This is a genomic window from Pedobacter nutrimenti, from assembly GCF_032678445.1.
GTDB classification, from domain to species: domain Bacteria; phylum Bacteroidota; class Bacteroidia; order Sphingobacteriales; family Sphingobacteriaceae; genus Pedobacter; species Pedobacter nutrimenti_A.
On record NZ_JAVTSQ010000004.1, the window covers coordinates 426,752 to 448,454 of the forward strand.

Consider the following 21,703-nt stretch of genomic DNA (forward strand, 5'->3'; position numbering starts at 1 on the left):
CTGTAATGAAATATTTATTAACCGATGAGCAGACAATCGCTGATTTATCCATCTTTGATAAACCAGGTAAAACGTCTATCTATACCATTTTTAATAAAACAAAAACTCAGGGCGGGGCGCATCGTTTGGAAATGATTTTCAAAAATCCCTGGGCTGATGCGTCTTCCATAAACAGGCATGCAGCATTGTACCAGTTCTTCAGCCAAAAAGAGTTTGTTTATCCTGTTGATCCTATAACCATAGGCATCATTGCATTTTATTTGGAGAATGATGATGTCCGTACCCAAATTAAACCCGAAAGTGAAAGTTTTGGAGAGAAAATCAGGAACATGGTGTCAATTGATGCTGAACGCCAACTTATCGAAGATGGCGTTCAAGCCTGCCTGCGGGTATTCTATCAGCTAAACATTTTTCTGCAGCAGGAGGACAGTATTGCTGCAGAATCACCATATTATGAGCAATTTCGTCGGTTAGAGCAGATTGTATATCATGATTCGTTTAATGGGTTAAGAGAAGCGATGAATAAAGATGATCGTAAACTAGATACGATCAGGTTGGCGGAGTTCGATAAACGGTTACGCTTTGATCATCGGGAATTTGTGTTACAGTTACTCGAACTCTTATATGACCTGGATGTGTACATAGCGGTTGGCCAGGTAGCGCGAAACAGAAAATTCTGTTTCGCCAAAGCATTAGCCGATCGAGAAAACTTTCTACATCTTCATCAAGTATTTCACCCTGCATTGGAGCAGCCCATTGCAAATAACCTCGATATGGATCGTGAGGGTAATCTGATATTCCTTACAGGAGCGAATATGGCCGGAAAATCCACCCTTATGAAATCTATAGGCCTTTCACTGTACTTAGGCCATATGGGTTTTCCGGTTCCTGCAGAAAATATGGAATTTGCAGTAAGGGATGGCATTTTTACCAACATTAATCTGGCAGATAGTCTTAGTGCAGGGGCAAGCCATTTTTATGCAGAGGTACTGCGCGTAAAAGAAATAGCCAAAACTTTGCAAAGCGGCAAAAGGCTGTTTGTGGTTTTTGACGAATTGTTTCGTGGAACCAATGTGAAAGATGCCTATGATGGTACCATTGAATTGACACGGGCTTTTTGCCGCAAGAAGGAAAGCCAGTTCATTATTTCAACTCATATTATGGAAGCTGGTGAAGTCCTGTTAAAAGAAAACCTGAGCATTCAATACCTGTATTTGCCTACCATCATGGAAGGGAATCATCCCAAATATACAAGGGTACTTAAAACAGGAATCACAGACGACAGACAGGGAATGATCATTATTAATAATGAAGGTATCCTGCAAATGCTGGATAACGGATTAAAAAAACAGAAAGAACTATGCAATTTATAACCGATAAGCAAACCCTGGCAGATTTGAATTTGCTGGGAAAATATAAATCAGGCTCTCTGTTCAACTTTTTTAATCGCGTAAAAACAAAAGGGGGAGAGTTGCTGCTGGAAGAAATGTTCCGTACACCGCTTACGGATGTTGTGGGCATCAACAGCAGATCTGCATCTATTCGTTACCTGCAAAAAATAGGTATTGGGTTTGAAATGGATAACGAACCTTTAGAAGACGCCTTACAATATCTTACAGGTGCAAGACCCTCAGGATTTATTGCAAGCCTTTTAGGCTGTTACAGATTGAAAATTCAGGAGATATTGTATCATTCTGATAGTTTTCAAGTACACCAGCAACAAACAAAAGCCATGCTACAGGTATTCAGGTCAGCAAATATCCTTTTAGGGAATTTGGAAAAGCTGGAAGAAAAAGATAATTCATGTAAGTCTTTACAGAGCAGGTTATCTGAGGTCATTAAAAATGTCCCAATCCAGCATTTTGAACTCGATCGGCCGTACTCTCTGCAAGAAACAGCTCAATTTCAGGACTTGTTTCTGAATAAATTTAGAAACCAGGTAGAGCAGTTATTTCATATCCTTTATGAATTTGATGTTCTCATCTCAGTTGCATCTGTTGCCACAGAAAGAAAACTGTCTTATGCTAAGGCAAGCAAAGAAGATTCAGATATTCTTATGGAAGCAGAAAATTTAAAGCACCCCACCTTGAGCGATGCTATTGGTAACAGCTTTTCACTGTCCCGGGAAAAGAATCTGGTTTTTCTTACCGGTGCCAATATGGCTGGTAAATCAACCTGGATGAAAACTTTAGGCGTGTCCTTTTACCTTGCCCATATGGGCTTTCCAATAGCGGCTGACCGCATGACCTTTCAGGTGATGGAAGGTATCTTTACCTCCATCAATGTACCGGATGATATAAATGCAGGGTGGAGCCATTTTTATGCAGAGGTAATGCGTGTGAAATCTGTTGCGAAGGAAGTTAGTGATGGAAAACGATTGTTTGTGCTTTTTGACGAACTTTTTAAAGGAACGAATGTCAAAGATGCTTATGACGCAACATTAGCTGTTACTGAACGCCTTGCCGGTTATAAAACCTGTGCCTTCGTCATCTCCACACATATTATCGAGGTGGGTGAAGCACTGTTAAATACCCCTTCCGTTATTTTTCGATATATGCCAACCATTATGGTTAACTCAAAGCCTCAATATACCTATCACTTAACCGAAGGGATTACTACAGACAGGCAGGGAATGATCATTATTGAGAATGAGAAAATCCTGGAAATACTAGGATAGTCTATTAACCAATTTTAAAAACAAAATGAGATATAAATTTTTAATGACAATACTGCTTTCCGGAATATTTCTGGTAAGCAACGCACAGCAGGTAAAGTTTACCGAATATAACCTGGACAATGGTCTGCATGTTATTCTTCACCAAGACAAAACCGCTCCCGTAGTGGCCGTTTCTGTCATGTACCATGTGGGTTCTAAAGATGAAAATCCTTCCAGAACCGGATTTGCCCATTTTTTTGAACACCTCTTGTTTGAAGGAAGTGAAAACATACAGCGGGGTGAATTTATGAAGATTGTAAGCAGTAATGGCGGAGAGTACAACGCCAATACTTCTCAGGACAGAACATTTTACTTTGATATTTTTCCATCAAATCAATTAGAGCTTGGATTATGGCTGGAAAGCGAACGTATGCTGCATCCCAAAATCGATAATGCAGGTATTAAGGTCCAGAATGAAGTAGTTAAAGAAGAAAAACGTATGCGTAACGACAATAAACCTTACGGTAAGTTTGATGAAAAAATATTTACACATTTATTTGAAGGGCACCCTTACAGCTGGCAGCCGATAGGCTCTATGGCACATCTGGATGCCGCAAAACTGGATGAATTTCTTGCTTTTTTTAAAAAATATTATGTGCCTGATAATGCGGTTTTAACAATTGCCGGGGATCTGGACATAGAAAAAACTAAAGTTCTTGTGGCTAAATATTTTAACGAAATACCAAAAGGTACTCCGGTGGTGAAGAGCATATTCGAATTAAAACCGATGACAAAACAAATCGTAGATACAGTTTACGATGCGAATATTCAAATTCCAGCCATATGTGCAGCCTACCGTGTTCCAGGAATGAAAAGCCGGGACAACAAGGTGTTGGAAATGGTCAGTTCCATTTTATCTGGAGGAGGCAGTTCCAGGCTGAAAATGAAAATGGTAGATGACAAGAAAACAGCTATAGAAGTTGCTGCATATAATTACACACTGGAAGACTATGGCGCATATATAACCTATGCTTTACCCAACAACAATACATCGTTAAATGATCTTTTGACCGACATCGATGCCGAGGTTGTTCGCCTTCAAACTGATCTGATCAGTGAATCGGAATTCATAAAGTTGCAAAATCAATTTGAAAATGGCTTTGTAAGTAACAATACAAAAATGATCAATGTAGCTGAAAACCTTGCAAATGGCTATACATTTCAAAATAAAAACACCAATGATTTGAACGAACAGCTTACCCATATTAAGTCGATCACCCGTGAGGAGATCAGAGATGTAGCTAAAAAATACCTCAACAAGAACCAGCGTGTTGTACTTTATTACTTACCAACTAAATAGACATGAAGAAGATATTTACATTTTTTATTGCGGCTTTATTTGCACAGGGTGCAGCAGCGCAAAAATTAGACAGAAGCCAGAGGCCCAAACCAGGACCTGCACCTATCATCAAATTTGAAGACCCCGTAATCTATAAATTACCCAACGGCATTACTGTTCTGGTGGTACACACCCATAGATTACCGAAGGTTTCCGCAAGTTATAGTATTGATGCGGGGCCAATTTCTGAAGGATCAAAAGTGGGGGTTCTTGGATTATTGAGTGGGATGCTCAATGAAGGAACGACAACAAAAACGAAAGTTCAGTTTGATGAAGCCGTTGACCAGATGGGTGCAGAGGTTAGTTTGACTTCTGGTGGCGGACAGGCTTCGGCCCTGAGCCGTTATTTTAAGGATGCATTTTTATTGATGGCTGAAGCCCTGAGAAATCCATCTTTTCCGGAAACTTCCTTTGAAAAGCTAAAATCGCAGGCCCTTACTAATCTGAAATCTAGTGAACGAAGTTCATCTGCCACATCAGAACGTGTGGTTAATGCGCTTTCATTTGGACTCAACCATCCTAAGGGGCAATTTGAAACGGAACAAAGCATCAATTCCATTACACTTGAGGATGTCAAAGCTGCCTATAAAAACTATGTAACACCTTCAAGAGGCTATCTGACCTTTGTTGGAGATATTGAACCGGAAGACGCAATTGCCCTGGCAACTAGAGCATTTGGAGACTGGAAAGGTAATGCCTTGATTTTACCTGTTTTAACTAAAGTCAATAACCCGGTTAAAACGGAGGTAAATGTTGTAAATATACCTAACGCAGTTCAGTCGGAGATTACGGTAACTAATCTGATAGATCTGCCACTAAGTAGCCCAGATTTTCATGCCGTATTGCTCGCTAATGAAATCTTGGGTGGTGGTGCCGATGCCAAACTTTTTAGAAACCTGCGGGAAAAACACGGTTTTACCTATGGTGCTTATTCCCATACAGGTTCTGGAAGATGGCAATCCACCTTTTCTGCATCAGCATCGGTAAGGAATGAGAAAGTGGACAGCGCAGTGGTTGAATTTTTAAGGGAGATTAATGTAATGCGTATGGAAAAAGTTAGTCCTGAACTCTTACAGAGTGCAAAAAACCTGTATAATGGTTCTTTTGCTTTGGGTTTAGAAAATCCTTCGCGTGCAGCAGGCTTTGCCAGCAATATTTTGATTAATAACCTGCCCAAAGATTTTTACCGTACTTATCTTCAGAAATTGAATGCGGTTACGGCAGATGACGTTTTGCGTGTTAGCAAGAAGTATTTTTCCTACGACAATGCAAGGATCGTTATTGTTGGTAAAACAGATGATTTTTTACCTGGATTAATAAAGTCGGGATATCAGGTTAAACACTTCAACCGCTTTGCGGCACCAATTGAATGATAAAATAAACAAGAAGAGCTTACCAGCGCTTTAGTACTTTGTGCGCGGTATTATTTTTCGATAATAGTTGAAAAAAGACATGCAGTGATGGATTTCCTGCATGTTAATATTAAACAATACATTACATAGGAGGGCGTTCGGTATTACAAATTCCATCATGATCATTTGTGCAGGAATTTACAATTTCGATATAAATGCAGATATTGCGCCTTCATAGGCAAAACTGTAAATGGAAAAACTAACCAAAGACGAGCATTACTGGATTGATGAATTCAGAAAGGGCAATGAAAAGGCCTTAGCTTACTTTTTTAGGTTACACTACCGCTCCTTATGCTATTTTGTGAGTAAGATGATCCAGGATGATGCCGAAGCTGAGGACATAGCAGCCATTTCATTTATAAAACTCTGGGACCGAAAAGATAGCTTTGAAAAGAATGAAAATATCAAAGCATTTTTATTCATAACATGCCGAAATGCAAGCCTAAATTTCTTAAAACAATTGGAACGTAGAACCATCAGACAAGAAGAATACGTTAGGCACCTTAGTGATATTGATGATGTGGTTTTGAACCAAGTCGTAGAGTCAGAGTTTTTAAATGTATTGAATCAAGAGGTGGAGCAACTGCCAGAGCAATGTAGTAAAGTCTTTTCGATGATCTACTTTGAAGGTAAAAAGACTGATGAAATAGCAGAAATCATGGGCATTTCTGTTAAAACAGTCCGTAATTATAAGTCACGTGCTATTGAAATATTGCACAATTCATTTCTAAAAAAGAAGGTTTCTGACGCCCTAATGCTGGCAATGTTCATTTTTTTAAATAAAAAATAAAAATATCAGATTTCACTAGGGCGTTTTCCCGATTTGTTGTTTCTATGTTATATGTGGGTTAATAATAATTGACCAAGTTTATAATTGGCGCTAACAAATAGAAATATGTTTGACAAAGAATTTGATATTGCAACTTTAATCAGCCTCTACCAGAAGGGAGAGATCGATATTAATTCCATGCAAAGGTTAGAGACCTGGCTTGCCGCAGATCAAGCCAACCAGAATCTTTTTGAAGAATTAAGTCAAGAAAACAAACTACAGTCCAAGCTTGCAAAATTCAGGACATTTGACGAGAATTTAGGCTGGGAAAAAGTGAGGAGCGGAATTCCAGAGATTTCTCAAAATGTCCAAGCTGTAAAAAGAATTCCATTGTGGCCTCGTTATTTCTTAGCGGCCGCTATTGCAGCAATCGTCGTTGGTGCCGGATTATTTTATTATAAAGGAACCAAAAACAAAGAATCAGTTAATCATGCCTATGTAAGTGACATTGCTCCAGGTAAAGTCGGCGCTACATTGACTTTAGCCAATGGTAAAAAGATTAGCCTTGGAGATGCACGGAAGGGGGAACTAGCAAATGAGGCAGGAACCAGTATCCTTAAAACTGCTGATGGACAGGTTGTCTATGAAATGAAAGGACACTCCGGAACATCTGACAAAATCAATACTTTGACCACCGCGAATGGTGAAACCTACATTTTAACTTTACCAGACAAATCTAAAGTCTGGATGAACGCAGCCTCAAGTTTGACCTATAGCACTTCTTTAAATCAGCACGGAATTCGAAAAGTACAACTCCAGGGAGAAGCTTATTTCGAGATTTTCAAGGATAAAGCCCATCCTTTCGTTGTACAAACCAATAAACAGGAAATAGAGGTTCTGGGTACCCATTTTAATGTAAACAGCTACAATGATGAACCAGGAATTGAAACAACTTTAATGGAAGGTTCAGTTAAGATAACATCAGGAAGATTTCAGAAGATTCTCAAACCAGGAGAACAGGCAATTAATAAAGGCAACTCGATGGCTGTAAATCATGTCGATGTACAAACTGTAGTGGATTGGAAGAATGGTGACTTCAATCTAGATAAGGTTAATTTTAAGGTAGCGATGAGAAAAATTGCGAGGTGGTATGATGTTGAGATCATCTATGATGCCTCCATTACAGATGATATGGAAACAGGAGGTTGGGTTTCGCGGGGAAGCAATCTATCTTCAATTTTAAAATTAATTGAATCCTCAGGCTTAGTCCACTTTAAAGTCGAAGGGCGGAAAGTATACGTTTACAAATGATTATATCAATTGAACAGATGAATGAACTCAGGCAAATCATCAAATTACAGAAAGGACTTATGGATTAAAAAACAAAAAAATAACCAGATCTTAAAGTAAGACCTGGTCATATTTGGCTCAAGCCAATAAAATTATCAACTAGAAACAGCAGTTGCCTTGTCCGTGGAAAGTAGAGGCATTCTGCATTAACCAAATCAAACAAATGTATAAAAATTATACTAAGAAACTTGGTATGCCTAATAGGCTATACCATAAAATGCTGCTAATTATGCGACTAACCACCGTGATTTTAATAGCGTCTCTCATGCAAGTTACAGCTGCAACCTTTGCACAGCGAATCACAATAGAGCAAAAGAATATACCGCTAAAATCTGTTTTGAAGGAAATCAGGAAGCAAAGCGGATTCGATTTCTTCTATGATGGAAAGATTATATCTGATGATCAAAAAATAGATATAAGCATTCACAATGTAAGCATTGAAGAAGCATTGCGCAGCACTTTTAGCGGGCTTGATCTCAGCTATGAAATTGAAGGGAAAAAAGTAGCTATAAAAAAGAAATCTATGGCCTCTTTTATCGAAAAAATAAAACTGTACCTAGATGATATTAAGGTGTCTGGCCTCGTAACCGATGAAAACGGAAGACCTCTTATTGGAGCTACTATTAAAGTAAAGGATAGTAAAATAATAACTAAAACTGGTCAGGATGGTTCGTTTACATTAAATGGCGTTGATGAGAAAGCCACTTTAATCATTTCATTTATTGGGTACGCTGACAAAGAGGTAAAAGCTAAGTCAAGTTTAGGGTTTATTAAACTTAAATTAAGTGATAATCCACTAAATGAAATTCAAGTTATCGCATACGGTGCACAATCCAAGCGTTTTAGTGTTGCTTCTGTAAATACAGTTACCGCCGAAAATATTGAAAAACAACCTGTAACCAATCCTTTATTGGCCTTGCAAGGACAGGCTCCCGGGTTAGCCGTAACTTCAACCAGTGGTATTCCTGGCTCACAAGTACTGGTTCAGATCAGAGGGCAAAATACCTTAAACTCTACTTTAAACCCTAAAAAACCTTATGATCAGCCCTTATTTATAGTTGATGGCGTTCCGTTTGCTACCCAAAACAATAATGTGAGCCAATTTGCTTCACTTTTGGCTGCTCAAGGCGGATCCGCAAATCTCAGCCCAAGCTCCGTAGGTATCAGCCCATTTAATAATATCAATCCCGCAGATATAGAAAGTATCAGTATTCTTAAAGATGCCGACGCAACCTCTATTTATGGATCAAAGGGTGCTAATGGTGTTATTCTTATTACCACTAAAAAAGGAAAAACTGGTCCTACCTCTTTCAGCCTAAACGTAAACACAAGCGTTAATTCGGTTGGTCGTCCAGTTCAATTGCTAAACACGGCGCAGTATTTGCAGTTGAGGAGAGATGCTTTTGCTTCCGACGGCTTAACACCAAGCAACAATCCGAATAATTTTTCTTCTTATGCCCCCGATCTGACCATCTATGATCAGAATAAATATACCGATTGGGAAAAGGTCATCTATGGTAAAAACCCAACAAATACCGATATTCATGCCACCGTGTCTGGAGGAGCTGTAAATAATACCTTTCTGATCTCCGCTGGTTACAATAAGTCGAGCTATAATTACCCAGGCGATTTTGCTGACCAGCGGTTCTCCCTCCACAGCAATCTGCATCACATCTCCAGTAATTCCCGGTTGACCATCGACCTGATCAATGATTTTGGATATGAGCAAAATCATTCAGCGGGCTATGACGGTGCTCAGGATGTGATTTTTTCGCCTAATTTACCAGACTTGTTGAGTCCTTCAGGTAGTTTGAACTGGAGTTATAAGGGAGTAGATTTAACCACTTACCAGTTTTATGCCTCTCTGCTTCAGCCTACTTATTTGCAAAATTATAATTTTAATACCTCATTTCATATTTCCTATAAATTGCTTAAAGGTTTAACTATTGTAGCTAATATGGGCTATAACCGTAATACAACGAATGAAAACTCTCAAGTCCCAGGTATCTCACAAAACCCAGCGAACATTGTCAGGACAGCCAACTTTTCTACCAACAACGCGCAGGCCATCAATATCGAACCACAAATTAATTACAGCAAAACAATTGGTAAAGGTGAGCTTAGTGCCCTAATCGGCGCAACTTACAGAAAAACGCCAACCACTTCAACCTACACAACCGGAACCGGATATTCGAACGATAACTTTCTAGGGTCAATTAATGGTGTCGCGGTAACTGCCGGTGACGATATTAGCATTGATAAATATGTTGCAGCTTTTGCCCGGTTAAACTATATCTACGATCACGAGTTTATCATCAATTTAACAGGCAGACGTGATGGTTCCAGCCGCTTTGGCCCTGCAAACCAGTTTGGTAATTTTGGCTCTGCTGGCGCAGGATGGATATTCTCGGAACAGGACCTGATCAAAAAATCACTTCATGTATTAAGTTATGGTAAAATTTCCGGCAGTTACGGAACTTCTGGATCGGATGGTATCATGGCTTACCAATATCAATCTTTATTTAAGCCTTTTCCATCTGTTCCTGCTTTTCAGGGTATTGGGCCAAGTTATTCTTCAAACCTGTATAACCCAAATTATAGCTGGGCAACAAAAAAATCACTTAACATATCGTTAGACCTTGGCTTTTTTAATAACCGTCTTTTATTTAATTCTACTTACTACAGAAACCGGGAAAGTAACCAGTTGGTTAATTATCCATTACCTATACAAGCCGGTATTTCCTCGGTACTTGGTAATTTAGATGCAACTGTTCAAAATCAAGGATTTGAATTTTCTATATCATCAACTAACGTTAGAACCAAAAATTTTTCATGGCGAACAAATTTCAACCTGTCGTTTAACCGCAATAAATTACTGTCGTATCCTAACCTGGAATCTTCTTCTTACAGTACTCAGTACGCAATAGGGCAGCCAACTTCTATGGTATATGGCTATCTGTACAAAGGAGTAAACCCAAGCACCGGTCTTTTTGAATTCTATAAAAAAGACGGAACTGTTACCTCTAATCCTGCTTTTGGATTGGCCTCAGCGGGTGGAGATCAGGTCGCTATCGCAGACAGGCAAATTAAATATATGGGTGGCTTTGGAAATACTTTTACCTATAAGCAATTCAGTCTTTATGTTTTCTGTCAGTTTGCCAGCCAGAACGCGCCTAATTATATGTATCAGATATATGGCAGTAATCAACTTGGTTTCTCATTTAACCAACCTTTGGCAGTGCTTAATAATTATTGGAAGGCACCTGGCGATGTTACTCAATTGCAGCGGCTGGCCAGCAGTTACAGCACTCCATTTATTGCTAGCGCAGGTGCATCAGCTGTAAGTACGGCATTGAAATTTTCGCAATCAAACGGGGCTTATAGTGATGATACTTACCTGCGTGTAAAGACCGTGTCGTTTTCTTACGAATTGTCTAAAACACTTATTAACAAGATGCACATAAAAGGAGCGAGTGTTTTTATAAACGGGCAAAACCTACTGACCTTTACGAACTATAAGGTGGGTGATCCCGAGCAACCTGGTTCATTTACTGCCTTTCCTGTACAGCGTGTGCTCGCGTTTGGTCTAAATCTTAAATTTTAAGCAAGGATATGATTATGAAAAAGATAACTTCTAACAGCTATTTAATAGTGATTGTCGTATTATTGATTGCCGGGTCATTTGCATCCTGTAAAAAATTAATCGAGATCCCTAACCCGCCGTCATCGATTACCCGGGAAGAACAATTTGCCGATAGTCTAACTACATTGTCGGCTGTTGCAGGCGTGTATACTTATTACAATTCCGGAAGCGCTTTTGCCTACAGCGATGCGCGTTTAACCTATTTGCCAGGCCTTTCGTCTGATGAATTGATTTATATTAATACGAACGACAATCAGCAGTTTTATAACTACTCATTAACCCCGTTAAACACCGGGATAATTTCATTATGGTCATCTGCTTATCAAAGTATTTACCAGGTAAATACGGTGCTGGAAGGTGTTACTAATAATAACCGCTTATCGGCAAGTTTCCAAAGGCAAATTAGTGGCGAAATGGAGGTTATGCGTTCACTGTATTACTTTAATCTGGTTAATTTATATGGCGATGTACCACTTGTAACGGTAACAGACTATAATACAACCACCCGTTTACCTAGAAGTTCTGTTGCTGCTGTATATCGCCAAATTATGAGCGATTTGGCAGATGCTCGCAAAAAATTAACTGCAACCTATCCTTCAGCAGGCCGGGCGAGGCCAAATTTGTATACGGCAATAGCATTGCAGGCAAAAGTTAATTTATACCAGGGGAACTGGCAAAGTGCCTATAATGGCGCTGACTCGGTTATCCGCTTGAGTGGTTGCAGTCTGGTACAAACCGGACTTGGTAAGGTGTTTTTAACTGGAAGTTCCGAGGCAATATGGCAAATTCCAGGTGCCCAACCATTTGGTGCCGGAGTAGCAGATGCAGTATCTTTTGTGCCCACATCCGGTAGTGCTTTCCCTAATTATTTAATCACATCATTTTTATTAAATGCGTTTGAAACCGGAGATCAACGTCTGGCAAATTGGACAGCTTCAAAAGTTCGGGTTGTTAACGGAGTAAACCAAACGCAATATTACCCTTATAAGTATAAAAACCGCTTATCAAGCGTTACGCCAACCGAAGATCAAATGATATTGAGGTTAGCAGAGATGTACCTGATCCGTGCCGAAGCTGCCGCACATTTAAATAACCTCAGTCAGGCTTTAACAGATGTAAACAGCATACGAACCCGGGCCGGCTTATTGGCCAGTACTGCAAATCCAACATCCCAAACGGCAGTATTAGCCGCTGTTATGAAAGAAAGGCAAACAGAACTTTTTTGCGAATGGGGCAACCGCTGGTATGATTTGAAGAGAACCGGAACTGCTGCAGCAGTACTCGGTGCAGAAAAGACGGGCTTTAGTGCTAATGCTGCTTTATATCCGTTGCCACAGGTACAACTTCAATTAAACAACTTGCTTACGCAAAATCCAGGATATTAATTGAAGCCCTCACGGTCTTATCATCATACAATGGAATGATTATAAGATCGTGAGGGCTTCATCAAAAATAAAATCAAGAAATAAACAGATGAAAAAAAAGAATTTATTAAGCAACATGCTGCTCATTTTACTTTCTGTATTAAGTATTACCACATGTGCGCAAAACAACATAGAGCTTTCTGGCCAGTTGAGGGGGTTGTCCGGGGCAACTGTTAAAATTGGATATAACAAAGACGGAATATTCAAAACCGATAGTTTAAAAGCATCCAATGATAAATTTATCTGGAGGGCAGAATCATTTGATCCGCAGATCATTTCTATTACCATTGGTCATAGTGGCTACTCCTTTTTTGCGCAGCCAGGCCGTATTAGTTTTACTGGTGTTAAAGATTCCATGCAAACTTATCAGATTAGTGGTTCGCAAATGCAGAAAGACGCTGTGGCGTTTAGTGATTATACCAAATCAATAACAGAACTGGAAAATTCGCTGCGGTCTGGCTATAAACAAGCAATTGCAGAAGAGAAGGTGGTATTGGACAAAAAACTCAGCGAATTGGAACAGCAAAAGGAGGGCTTGACCAAACAGTTTATAGTAGCGCATGCTAAAAGCTATTACTCTATCTATCTAATCACCAGACGTACTGGAGGTGGTACTGATTACAAAGAGGTTAAAGCGTTGTACAGCCTGCTCGATGAATCGGCCAAACAGACTGCTGCTGGTAAGAAACTTGCCAGTAAACTAGAAGTACTGAAAAAAAGCATGTTAGGCACTCAAATGACAGACTTTGTACAGCCCGACACCAGTGGGAAACCGATACATATCAACAGTTTTAGAGGAAAATATGTATTGGTAGATTTTTGGGCCAGCTGGTGTGGCCCTTGCCGTGCGGAAAATCCCAATATACTGAAAGTTTACAATGCCTATAAAGACAAAGGATTTACAGTTGTGGGTATTTCACTGGATGATAAAGTTACCAATTGGAAAAAGGCGATTCGTGATGATAAGATGCCATGGACACAATTGTCAGATCTAAAAGGTTGGAAAAATGCTATATCTACCAGTTTTGGGATACAGGCAATCCCAAGTAACCTGCTTATTGATCCTTCCGGGAAAATTGTTGCAAGGGATCTTAGAGGTGCATTGCTTGAAAACAAACTGAAACAATTATTGAATTGATTACTGCTAAGCAATTAGCATCATAAGAAAAAAGAAAAATAATGACGATCAACCTTCGAATAAAATCACTCGCAATATTGCTATTTACATCTTGTGCATTATTTGCACAAAGCTCTAAAAAACATGTTGGCAATTTGCCTCTTGACCCAGCTGTACGCACGGGTAAATTACCTAATGGCTTTACCTATTATATCCGTCATAATGAAGAACCTAAAAACAGGGTGATATTTTACCTGGCGAATAAAGTGGGATCAATATTAGAAACCGATGATCAGCGCGGCCTTGCTCACTTTATGGAACATATGAGTTTTAACGGAACTAAGCATTTTCCTAAAAATGAACTGGTTGATTATTTGCAAAAATCGGGCATAAGATTTGGTGCTGACTTGAATGCTTACACCAATTTTGACGAAACTGTTTACCAGCTACCATTGCCTTCCGATAAGCCAGAACTACTGCAGAATGGATTACAGATCATGCGCGATTGGGCGCAGGAGGCTACGCTAGACCCAGCGGAGATCAATAAAGAACGTGGGGTTGTTCTTGAAGAAAAACGGCTAGGTAAGGGAGCATCCGAGCGTATGCGCCGGGTATATTTTCCTATAATTCTAAACCATTCCAGGTATGCAGAACGCCTACCCATTGGTGTAGATACAGTATTGAATAATTTCAAGCCCGCTACTATCAAGAGTTTTTATCAGGATTGGTACCGACCTAATCTTCAGGCCTTGATTGTAGTTGGTGATGTCAATGTAGACGAAATGGAAAAAAGTATTAAGGCAAAATTCAGCGACCTGAAGAACCCGGTGAAAGAAAAACCACGTACTAATTATACCGTTGCGCTTACCGGGAAAAATCAGTTCATTTCGGTTACCGATAAAGAAAATAGAGTTACTTCTGCAGAAATCCTGATCAAACATCAGGAACAGGAATTAAAGACTGCTGCTGACTATCGCAACTTGATCATCCGCTCACTATTTAACGACATGCTGAGTGCAAGGTATTCAGAATTGACAAGGGAAGCAGATCCACCGTTTATTTCCGGGGGGGCAAGTATCAGTAATCTCATAAAGAGTGTTGACCTTTATTCGGCCAGCGTAGTCGCTAAACCAGGTGAGCTTGAGAAAGGCTTGAAGTCTGTATGGCGCGAAACAGTAAGGGCCTATAGATTCGGTTTTACAGAATCTGAACTGGAGCGGGCGAAAAAGAACTATCTGTCTTTGATAGAGTTTAGTTTTAAACAAAAAGAAAAGACGCCTTCTAATCGCTATGTTAATGAATATCTCCAATACTTTTTAAAGGGTACGGCTGCACCGGGAATTGCTGAAGAATATCGATTAACGCAAACTGATTTGGCAGGCATTACCGTAGCTGACCTGAACGCAGTTTGCAAAGCATATGTCAAAAAAGTAGATCGGGATATTTTGATTATGGCTCCTGAAACAGAAAAGGCGAATTTGCCCAATCAAAGAGCTGTAGAAAATTGGCTTGCACAGGTAGAAGCAGAATCCTTGCAACCATACAAAGATGAAACCAGTAAACTGCCTTTCCTTTTACATGAACCTGTGGCAGGTAAAATCATTAAAGAGGAAAAGGACGAGATTCTTCACACCACTACACTGACCCTAAGCAATGGGGTTAAAGTGGTTCTAAAGCCAACAGATTTTGAGAACAACCAGGTTTTGTTCAATGGATTTGCACCCGGTGGTAGTTCGTTATACAGCAATGCAGATTATCCATCTGCCTATTATGCAGCTACGGTTATAGCGGCAGCAGGCATTGGCAATTACAGTGCAGCGGAACTGGAAAAATATCTCAGCGGCAAACAGGCGAGTGTTGGCATTGCCCTTTCTGAACGCCATGAGCTTGTTAGTGGTGGATCGGCTACGAATGACGTGGAAACGATGCTGCAATTGACCTATGCACGTTTCACCGAACCACGTATGGATAAAGCCGTGTTCGATAGCTTTATCAGCCGCAATAAAGCTGGTCTGGCTAACCGCAAGAACGATCCAAACAGTGTTTTCGCTGATACTGTTAATGCCGTTTTATACCAGGGCAATATCCGACGCAGTGGCTCATCGATCACTAAGCTAGAGCAGGTTAATCTGAAGCGTGCATTTGAGATCTATAAGGAACGTTTTTCTGATGCATCTAATTTTACTTTTGTTTTTATGGGTGATTTTGAAATTAATGCAATTAAGCCTTTGCTAGAGAAGTATTTAGGTGGGTTGCCCGCAACTCATAAAGGGGAAACCAGTAAAGATCTGGGAATACAGCTGCCAAACGGTAAAATTGAGAAAACAGTTTATAAAGGTACTGAACCTAAAGCAAGGGTTAGTCTTATTTTCTCTGGAGCCTTTGATTACAGTGCTGCTGAAGAAATTCAACTGGAGGCCTTAAAAGAAGTGCTGCAGATCAGGCTTACTGAACGCTTACGTGAGGACGAAAGCGGTGTATATGGTACCAATGTAAGTGAAGACGTGAGCAAATATCCGAATTCACGTTATGGTTTTACCATTTCGTTTGGCTGTGGCCCTCAGAATGTAGAAAGGCTGATTACCTCGGTACTGGATGAGATAAACAAACTAAAAACATCTGGACCGTTACAGGTAAATATTGATAAATATAAGGTTGAGGATCAGCGCACCCGGGAAACATCGTTGAAGACCAACAGGTGGTGGATGAGTTATTTAGTTGAGCAACTTCAAAATCAAGAAGATTTGCATGAGCTGAATGCTTATGAGAACAATATAAATAATGTAACTCCAAAGAGTTTAAAAGCTATAGCCAATAAATATTTAAGTGGAAAGAATTATATCCGGTTAGTATTGATGCCGGAAAAGGAGGTAGAAACCAAAACCTCAAAATAACAAAGCATACTAGTAATAACAGTTTAGTAAAATCTAAACAAAAAAGTTCTGGAAATCTTTCCTGGTTTTTTTGTTTAGATTTTCTTTTAAGGTTGTTTTTGGACTCTTTAGTGTAAAGAAAAAATTTCTATTCCTGCATTTTCAAAAATTGAAATGGGGTAACGGATGTCAATATTAATAGGCTCCGTCAAATTGCAGATCTTTTTAAAGTACCTATTGTTGATATGTTTTCCAATGATGTTACTGCACTCAAATCAGAAGATACTTTGAAAATTGAAGAACTCAGTTTGAAAATTGAAGAATTGAGTGAGAAGTTGCATCAAAGAGAAAGCTTGCTGGTTGACCTTCTGATGATTTGTTGCAGTATTATGAGAAGAAATAAACCCATCTAAAAAAAAGTTATCCACATTTTCTTTAGTGCAATCCCACTGCACTGAGTTTGTTTTACTTAGCGTCAAATCTAAAGGCGTTATGAACGAAAACTTATCTTATCTGCTCTTCTTTTTTCCAGGAACCGCAAACTCTGACCAGAACACACCCATATTTAGTGGCAAACAAATAACAGCCCCGGGGATTGATGTTGGGCATACGTCAGACGCGAAAGAAGCCCAGGTATAGGGGAAATCGCTTTTCGTACAGATAAAAATCTCGCTCAAAGATCAGCTTAATGAAGAAAAATAAATGCGTTTTGATAATGAGATTCAAAGCGATGAAGAAAAATAAGATAAATGTTCAGGCCAATAACTAAGACATAAGTACTCACATATGCAATCCATTAATTGCTTTATCATTGACGATGAGCCATCCATACATTTATTGTCCAACCTTCTTGGAGAAAACTCTAGATTAAAACTAGGCGGATATGCCATAAATCTACTCGCCGCCTTAGGTTTATTGCTATCCGCAAGCAATCCTGATGTTTTATTTATAAATATTGATCTTATACTCGATTTTGATTCAAATCTGCGGGAGTATATTTTGAACCATGAAATCTTAGTTGTTGTAACCTCTGCCTATAAAGAGAATGCTTTTCATGCCTTTGAATTAGGTTGTTTTGATTTCTTATTACGACCATTATCCTCTGAAAGGATTTTAAAAACCGTTGGAAGGGTTATTAATAGAAAGAAATGGGCAAAAGAAATTGATTGTTTCTATATTCAATGTGATACCAAAGGGAAGATTGTAAAAGTTCTTTATGAGGAGATTAAGTATGTTGAGGCCAATCAGAACTTTATTGTTATCAATACCGACAATAATAAATATACAACTTATCAAACCATGAAAGGGTTTGAACAAAAACTCCCGGCTCACTTTATCAGAATACATAAGTCATTTATTGTCAATGAAAGGAAAATATGTTCCGTCAATAATGATTGCGTTTATCTTAAAGACAAAACAATTATAAAAATTGGTCCAAACTATCGTGAAAGCCTGCTCAATAAATTATTAGTGAGGCATTAAATTATTTTTGTCCTTTTAAAAGCCATTTTCGTCATTCAAATAGGAGGTTTGATGTGAGAAATTTCGTAATCATATCAATATTAATGAGTTTAGGCATTCATAATTAATGTCTTGGAATGAAAAAAATAGGTTTAATTCTTGCCATGGCTCTAATGTTTCTGTTAGATGCATCCGCCCAAAATGGGGTTGTTAGTCTAGAAAAGGTAATCCCCTTATCACCAAATGCGTCTGCTATTCAGCGATTTGGCAATATTCCTGTCGGGTACACCACGGGAACCGCTGATATTAGCATCCCATTATTTGAATTGCAATCCGGACAATTAAAAGTACCAGTTTCCATCTCTTATCATAATGGTGGTGTTAGAATGAATGATCAGGGTTCGGATACAGGTTTAGGCTGGGCCCTTTCTGCTGGGGGTGTGATCAGCAGAAGCATGATGGGCGGCCAACCAGATGACAGGGTTGATCAGGGATATTGGTATGCTTACCCTGTCAATCTTTATTCAGATCCTTACTTGCAGTATGCGCAGATGCATAAATATGCAGATGGGATCTTTGATACCCAGCCAGATGTATTCAGCTATAATTTTTCTTCTTATTCAGGTAAATTTTTATTTGATAACCAGCGGAACGTATCAGGCATACCTTATACGAATTTAAAAATAACCCCTAACATCGTACCGGGTTCGGGAATCTCAGCATATACCATTTTAACACCCGATGGCACACAATATTTTTTTAATGAACGGGAAAACTCTGATAACAGGGCTTGGGTCTATGATAAAGATCATGATTTTAACCCGTTGTCAATGGATGCAAGTGTGGAAACCATTCAAAAAAATAGTTATTTCAACAGCTGGTACTTGAGCCAAATCATCAGTGCCGATAAGAAAGACACCATTAAATTTGAATATAACACATATGAAGTTACCTATTCCTCTCCAGGAGCTAGTACTTATAAATATGCGATACAAACCGACGCAAATATGAGCCAACAACTGCCTGGCCGGTATGACATGCGTACTGTTATGAAAAACAAGCTGTTTGCAAAGAAAATAAGCAAGATCACCACCAGAAATGGTTTTTTGCAATTTTACGGAACAACCATGAGAAAGGATCTTGCTGGCGACAAACGTCTGGATAGCGTTGTTTTATATACAAATTCAGGGAAGAGGGTTAAAGGATATACGTTGGGATACTCTTATCTTGACGGAACTAGCTTCTTTGCTGATGCCCAGGTTCCTGGTGACCCACCAGACAATTTACGCTTATTTCTGACTTCAGTACAAGAGGTAGGTGCTGGTAAATCACTTCCGCCTTATTTATTTGATTATGAACATTCAATTGCTCTTCCAGCTAAGAATATATCTGGAGGTGACTATTGGGGTTTTGCAAACGGAAAAACCTGGAAATACATAGGCGACTCTCTCACTATTGCACCAGGTTTACCTAGCCAAATATATGATAACTTAACTTCCAGTATAATTGACAGAGTAAAGCAACCTAACTTTGCCTACGCCAAGCAAGGAATATTAACAAAAATCCAGTATCCCACCGGTGGATATTCAACATTTGACTATGAACCTCATAAAGGTATAGGATCCGTTGTCAATGTACCTGTAACTACCTGCGATGGGAACCTTTCATTTACCATATCCAATCAGGATTTTATCAATAATGCCATTATAGGCAAAATTAAAATCACCAATGGAACCTCTGACCTAAGCCCCCTGATCAATTATATGCTTATGGGAAATTATCAGCAATATCCCATTGCTTATGAAGTTGAAATCCGGGATAGTGCAACCAATCAATTACAATTTACCTTTAGAAATAAACCAACAGAGGGGACTGCCAATGGTGGTATTTATAATCCGACACCTACACCTCAATATAAGCGCAGTCTTACCTTTTTACCTGGAAAAACATATCTGATCAAGGCGAGAAACAATGGATATATCTATCCGTCATCAGATCCTGATCTTGCATTTGCCACTATAAGTGTGCCGTCTTTCAATTGTGCTACGACATACGTTCCGCGGACCGACAGCCTAATTGTCGGCGGGGTAAGGGTAAAAAGAATAACAGATTTTAGTGCGCCTAATGGTAAAGCAACGGTAAAAGAATATGAATATGCTGATCCTTTCAGGCCATTACTTACAGGTAATTACATAAATGAACTATTTTACGAGTTTGATACCATGTCAAGCCCCGACCATGTATCAGATCCACCTAATGGTAATGGGTGGTTTTTTTCCTATGAAAAGGAGAAAACCTTATCTGCGATGAGCTCTTATCAATTGGCTGATCTGAACGGTCCTTGCCTCAAATATGGAACTGTAAAAGAAAAACAAATAGATTTTAATACCCAAAAAATTAATGGTTATACCTCTTATAATTTTGATGTCGTTATGGATGGACAGGATGGTGGATACAATATGCCACCATATCCCCCTTTTGTAGACAACACCTGGGCATCTGGTACCTTAATCAACAAGACGGAATGGAAAGTAGATAATAGTGGATTCAAACCAGTCAGCAGTCATGATTATGTGTATTCCGGTATCAAAGACAAAAAGAGCATTTATGGTGAAGCCTATATTAATACCCATCTTGTTCTGCCTCCTACAGCACCTTGGTTTTTGCTTCAGAATAATTATTCTGAATATGCGATTCAACGTTATGTAACCCACAGAGCTTTCCATTATACCAGTAATTACCACACCTTAGATTCAGAAATCACAAAAACCTATACGGATTCAGGAGATACTATTGTTACTACAAAAAACTATACTTACGATTCTAGTACACTGCTTCCTAAAAAGATAGAAACAACAAATAGTAACAAGGATAAAACAGTTCAGTCTATTATCTATCCCTCTGATCTTCAGAATTTGACAGCAACAGATACGCTCACACTCGGCATAAAAGCCCTGCAAAATAGTAATGTACTAAATGCTGAAATAGAAAAGACGACCTATAAGTCTAACCCTGATGGAACTAATAACAGATTTGTTTCTTCTATAATGACCTATTATAAACCTGATGTGGTTTTACCAGGAGGCATAAAGGTAGTTGAAGCCTCCCCACCACCAGTAAATTTTGTGCCTGTAAATGTTCAAAATGGCGCTGTAAGTGTTGATCCATTAAATCAGCTCCGGGTTAAATTTGATAAATATGACAGTTACGGTCATTTAATTCAGCAGCACCTTGAAAAGGGTATGTTTATGAGTTATATCTGGAGTTACAACGGGCAATATCCAATAGCGGAAATCAAAAATGCAGATTATGCAACTGTACAAACCATATTGGGTGCCTCTGCTTTGCTCAGTTTCAACCTGAAAACAAATCCGACAGATATAGAGATTAAAACGTTTCTGACCCCCCTTAGGACTAATTTGCCAAATGCAGAGATTGTTACCTATACTTATATTCCCCTTATCGGGATGACCAGCAGTACCGATGCTAAGGGTCAAACGACTTATTATGAGTGTGACGAATTCCAGCGATTGAAAAATATAAAAGACCGAAACGGAGATATTATTAAAAATTACACTTATTACTATCAACCCTAAATA

General features: G+C 39.1%; 14 protein-coding genes. All 14 read left to right on the forward strand.

Annotated elements, in window-relative coordinates; translation table 11 throughout:
• The first annotated feature begins 5 nt into the window (after nt 1–5).
• The 14 genes from R2S08_RS09310 to R2S08_RS09375 all read left to right on the forward strand — a co-directional run bounded on the left by R2S08_RS09310 (nt 6) and on the right by R2S08_RS09375 (nt 21,700).
• On the forward strand, nt 6–1,373 hold the full coding sequence (locus tag R2S08_RS09310) for a MutS-related protein (RefSeq protein ID WP_316834909.1): 1,368 nt from the start codon (nt 6–8) through the stop codon (nt 1,371–1,373).
• A complete protein-coding gene (locus tag R2S08_RS09315) occupies nt 1,361–2,677 on the forward strand; it encodes a MutS-related protein (RefSeq protein ID WP_316834910.1) in 1,317 nt (438 codons plus the stop codon). Before R2S08_RS09310 ends, R2S08_RS09315 begins: the two co-directional genes overlap by 13 nt.
• Nucleotides 2,678–2,702: 25 nt before the next feature.
• Complete coding sequence (locus R2S08_RS09320) at nt 2,703–4,016, forward strand: pitrilysin family protein (protein WP_316834911.1); 1,314 nt, start codon at nt 2,703–2,705, stop codon at nt 4,014–4,016.
• 2 nt (nt 4,017–4,018) lie between these two features.
• On the forward strand, nt 4,019–5,428 hold the full coding sequence (locus tag R2S08_RS09325; protein WP_316834912.1) for a pitrilysin family protein: 1,410 nt from the start codon (nt 4,019–4,021) through the stop codon (nt 5,426–5,428).
• 229 nt (nt 5,429–5,657) lie between these two features.
• Entirely contained in the window at nt 5,658–6,257 is a 600-nt protein-coding gene (locus R2S08_RS09330; RefSeq protein WP_316834913.1) for an RNA polymerase sigma-70 factor, read from the forward strand.
• Between the two features lie 105 nt (nt 6,258–6,362).
• A complete protein-coding gene (locus tag R2S08_RS09335; RefSeq protein WP_316834914.1) occupies nt 6,363–7,547 on the forward strand; it encodes a FecR family protein in 1,185 nt (394 codons plus the stop codon).
• Between the two features lie 304 nt (nt 7,548–7,851).
• Nucleotides 7,852–11,190 carry a SusC/RagA family TonB-linked outer membrane protein gene (locus R2S08_RS09340; RefSeq protein ID WP_316834915.1) on the forward strand — a complete coding sequence of 1,113 codons (3,339 nt, stop codon included), beginning with the start codon at nt 7,852–7,854 and terminating at the stop codon, nt 11,188–11,190.
• Nucleotides 11,191–11,204: 14 nt separating this feature from the next.
• Nucleotides 11,205–12,614, forward strand: coding sequence for a RagB/SusD family nutrient uptake outer membrane protein (locus R2S08_RS09345; protein WP_316834916.1), 1,410 nt, complete (start codon nt 11,205–11,207; stop codon nt 12,612–12,614).
• Between the two features lie 88 nt (nt 12,615–12,702).
• Nucleotides 12,703–13,791 carry a TlpA disulfide reductase family protein gene (locus R2S08_RS09350; RefSeq protein WP_316834917.1) on the forward strand — a complete coding sequence of 363 codons (1,089 nt, stop codon included), beginning with the start codon at nt 12,703–12,705 and terminating at the stop codon, nt 13,789–13,791.
• A gap of 41 nt (nt 13,792–13,832) precedes the next feature.
• Entirely contained in the window at nt 13,833–16,664 is a 2,832-nt protein-coding gene (locus R2S08_RS09355) for an insulinase family protein (protein ID WP_316834918.1), read from the forward strand.
• 224 nt (nt 16,665–16,888) lie between these two features.
• The gene (locus R2S08_RS09360) at nt 16,889–17,056 is read left to right on the forward strand and encodes a hypothetical protein (protein ID WP_316834919.1); all 168 of its coding nucleotides are present in this window, start codon (nt 16,889–16,891) and stop codon (nt 17,054–17,056) included.
• A gap of 79 nt (nt 17,057–17,135) precedes the next feature.
• The gene (locus R2S08_RS09365; RefSeq protein WP_316834920.1) at nt 17,136–17,282 is read left to right on the forward strand and encodes a hypothetical protein; all 147 of its coding nucleotides are present in this window, start codon (nt 17,136–17,138) and stop codon (nt 17,280–17,282) included.
• A gap of 147 nt (nt 17,283–17,429) precedes the next feature.
• Nucleotides 17,430–18,125: a LytTR family DNA-binding domain-containing protein gene (locus R2S08_RS09370; protein WP_316834921.1), complete on the forward strand. Its 696-nt coding sequence runs from the start codon at nt 17,430–17,432 to the stop codon at nt 18,123–18,125.
• A 116-nt stretch (nt 18,126–18,241) separates the two neighbouring features.
• Nucleotides 18,242–21,700, forward strand: coding sequence for a hypothetical protein (locus R2S08_RS09375; protein ID WP_316834922.1), 3,459 nt, complete (start codon nt 18,242–18,244; stop codon nt 21,698–21,700).
• Nucleotides 21,701–21,703 lie beyond the last annotated feature (3 nt).

What these genes read in the sequence shown, in the direction of transcription:
- R2S08_RS09340 (WP_316834915.1), top strand. Translation starts at nt 7,852, where the DNA reads ATGCAAGTTACAGCTGCAACCTTTGCACAGCGAATCACAATAGAGCAA.
- R2S08_RS09350 (WP_316834917.1), top strand. Translation starts at nt 12,703, where the DNA reads ATGAAAAAAAAGAATTTATTAAGCAACATGCTGCTCATTTTACTTTCT.
- R2S08_RS09345 (WP_316834916.1), top strand. Translation starts at nt 11,205, where the DNA reads ATGAAAAAGATAACTTCTAACAGCTATTTAATAGTGATTGTCGTATTA.
- R2S08_RS09335 (WP_316834914.1), top strand. Translation starts at nt 6,363, where the DNA reads ATGTTTGACAAAGAATTTGATATTGCAACTTTAATCAGCCTCTACCAG.
- R2S08_RS09320 (WP_316834911.1), top strand. Translation starts at nt 2,703, where the DNA reads ATGAGATATAAATTTTTAATGACAATACTGCTTTCCGGAATATTTCTG.
- R2S08_RS09330 (WP_316834913.1), top strand. Translation starts at nt 5,658, where the DNA reads ATGGAAAAACTAACCAAAGACGAGCATTACTGGATTGATGAATTCAGA.
- R2S08_RS09315 (WP_316834910.1), top strand. Translation starts at nt 1,361, where the DNA reads ATGCAATTTATAACCGATAAGCAAACCCTGGCAGATTTGAATTTGCTG.
- R2S08_RS09325 (WP_316834912.1), top strand. Translation starts at nt 4,019, where the DNA reads ATGAAGAAGATATTTACATTTTTTATTGCGGCTTTATTTGCACAGGGT.
- R2S08_RS09310 (WP_316834909.1), top strand. Translation starts at nt 6, where the DNA reads ATGAAATATTTATTAACCGATGAGCAGACAATCGCTGATTTATCCATC.
- R2S08_RS09360 (WP_316834919.1), top strand. Translation starts at nt 16,889, where the DNA reads ATGTTTTCCAATGATGTTACTGCACTCAAATCAGAAGATACTTTGAAA.
- R2S08_RS09365 (WP_316834920.1), top strand. Translation starts at nt 17,136, where the DNA reads ATGAACGAAAACTTATCTTATCTGCTCTTCTTTTTTCCAGGAACCGCA.
- R2S08_RS09355 (WP_316834918.1), top strand. Translation starts at nt 13,833, where the DNA reads ATGACGATCAACCTTCGAATAAAATCACTCGCAATATTGCTATTTACA.
- R2S08_RS09375 (WP_316834922.1), top strand. Translation starts at nt 18,242, where the DNA reads ATGAAAAAAATAGGTTTAATTCTTGCCATGGCTCTAATGTTTCTGTTA.
- R2S08_RS09370 (WP_316834921.1), top strand. Translation starts at nt 17,430, where the DNA reads ATGCAATCCATTAATTGCTTTATCATTGACGATGAGCCATCCATACAT.